1 tRNA gene and 2 rRNA genes (1 of these 3 cut by a window edge) are annotated in these 2,500 nt (G+C 54.7%); all 3 read right to left on the reverse strand.

Features of this window, described 5'->3' with window-relative positions:
• Position 1 precedes the first annotated feature (1 nt).
• Positions 2-78: transfer RNA gene (locus ACODR6_RS31950), tRNA-Met, on the reverse strand.
• 241 nt (positions 79-319) lie between these two features.
• Positions 320-434: ribosomal RNA gene (gene rrf / locus ACODR6_RS31955) — 5S ribosomal RNA — on the reverse strand.
• Between the two features lie 209 nt (positions 435-643).
• Positions 644-2,500, reverse strand: a 23S ribosomal RNA gene (locus ACODR6_RS31960); it runs 943 nt beyond the window's last position.

Here is a 2,500-nt window from a genome sequence, read left to right on the forward strand (position 1 = left end):
TTGGTTGCGGGGGCAGGATTTGAACCTGCGGCCTTCAGGTTATGAGCCTGACGAGCTACCGGGCTGCTCCACCCCGCGCCAGCGTAAATCCCTTCGGGATTTATCGCGATAGCGTAAAGCGCCGAAGGCGTTTTACGCATACTGCCGGAGCAACTCCAAAGGAGTTGTCTCCTGTAAGGGACGCACCATTATAGATCCGGTGCATCGCTATTTCAGTCTACATATAGGGCTCGAAAGCAAAAAGGCCGCTTTGCGAGCGGCCCTTTGATCGGCTTTGGGCCGTAGAATGTGATGAGAAGATTTATGTTGCGTTTAGCAGACCTGGCAGCGACCGACTCTCCCGCGTCTTAAGACGAAGTACCATAGGCGCTGGGGCGTTTCACGGCCGTGTTCGGAATGGGAACGGGTGCAGCCACCCCGCCATGACCACCAGGTCAGCGAAGCGCAACAATTGAGAAGCTGGCGCAGCCGCTAGGCTGCATTTTTTGAACACGTCTTTGATCTTGCTCTACACTCCCGGCCGAAGGCCGCAAGCGCAAGGCGCGTCGCCAACAGTTTGGCGCGCCGTCCGCAGCGCCATTGGCGCGTGAGGACAAAAGGTCAGGCATCATCGAACGAAGTTCGATGAGCACAAGCAATGAGAACGATCAAGCCAATCGAGCTATTAGTACCGGTAAGCTTCATGCGTTGCCGCACTTCCACACCCGGCCTATCAACGTGGTCGTCTTCCACGGCTCTGATAGGGAACACTCGTTTTCAGGTGGGTTTCCCGCTTAGATGCCTTCAGCGGTTATCCCGTCCATATATAGCTACCCTGCTATGCCCTTGGCAGGACAACAGGTCCACCAGAGATATGTCCATCCCGGTCCTCTCGTACTAGGGACAGATCCTGTCAATATTCCTACACCCACGGCAGATAGGGACCGAACTGTCTCACGACGTTCTGAACCCAGCTCACGTACCGCTTTAATTGGCGAACAGCCAAACCCTTGGGACCTGCTCCAGCCCCAGGATGCGATGAGCCGACATCGAGGTGCCAAACAACCCCGTCGATATGGACTCTTGGGGGTCATCAGCCTGTTATCCCCGGCGTACCTTTTATCCGTTGAGCGATGGCCCTTCCACACGGGACCACCGGATCACTATGACCGACTTTCGTCTCTGCTCGACTTGTCAGTCTCGCAGTCAGGCGGGCTTATGCCATTGCACTCGACGACCGATTTCCGACCGGTCTGAGCCCACCATCGCGCGCCTCCGTTACTCTTTCGGAGGCGACCGCCCCAGTCAAACTACCCACCATACACTGTCCCGGACCCGGATGACGGGCCGCGGTTAGACATCCATGACGATAAGGGTGGTATTTCAAGGATGGCTCCACGGAAACTGGCGTCCCCGCTTCAAAGCCTACCACCTATCCTACACATGCCGACACGAATGCCAGTGTAAAGCTATAGTAAAGGTGCACGGGGTCTTTCCGTCTGACCGCAGGAACCCCGCATCTTCACGGGGAATTCAATTTCACTGAGTCTATGTTGGAGACAGCGGGGAAGTCGTTACGCCATTCGTGCAGGTCGGAACTTACCCGACAAGGAATTTCGCTACCTTAGGACCGTTATAGTTACGGCCGCCGTTTACTGGGGCTTCGATTCAAAGCTTGCACCTCTCCTCTTAACCTTCCAGCACCGGGCAGGCGTCAGACCCTATACGTCGTCTTGCGACTTCGCAGAGCCCTGTGTTTTTGATAAACAGTCGCTACCCCCTGGTCTGTGCCACCCCATCTCACTTGCGTAAAATGGGGTCACGCTTCTTCCGAAGTTACGCGTGCAATTTGCCGAGTTCCTTCAACATAGTTCTCTCAAGCGCCTTGGTATACTCTACCTGACCACCTGTGTCGGTTTCGGGTACGGTCTATACGGTGGAGCTATTTCCTGGAACCGCTTCCCTGCCCACTCAATCCAATAAGAATGAACAAGTTACGCAATCCGTCACTACCACCAGGCCCACGAATATTAACGTGGTTCCCATCGACTACGCGTGTCCGCCTCGTCTTAGGGGCCGGCTAACCCTGCTCAGATTAACTTTAAGCAGGAACCCTTGGTCTTTCGGCGAGAGGGTCTCTCACCCTCTTTATCGTTACTCATGTCAACATTCGCACTTCCGATACCTCCAGGATGTCTCACGACTGTCCCTTCACAGGCTTACGGAACGCTCCGCTACCACTTGCATTGCTGCAAATCCTCAGCTTCGGTGCATGGCTTCAGCCCCGTTACATTTTCGGCGCAAAGACCCTTATTTAGACCAGTGAGCTGTTACGCTTTCTTTAAATGATGGCTGCTTCTAAGCCAACATCCTGGTTGTTTTGGGATCCTCACATCCTTTCCCACTTAGCCATGACTTGGGGACCTTAGCTGGAGGTTAGGGTTGTTGCCCTTTTCACGACGGACGTTAGCACCCGCCGTGTGTCTGCCGAGTAGTACTCCCGGGTATTCGGAGTTTGGTT

This window comes from Rhizobium sp. FG96 (assembly GCF_057808655.1).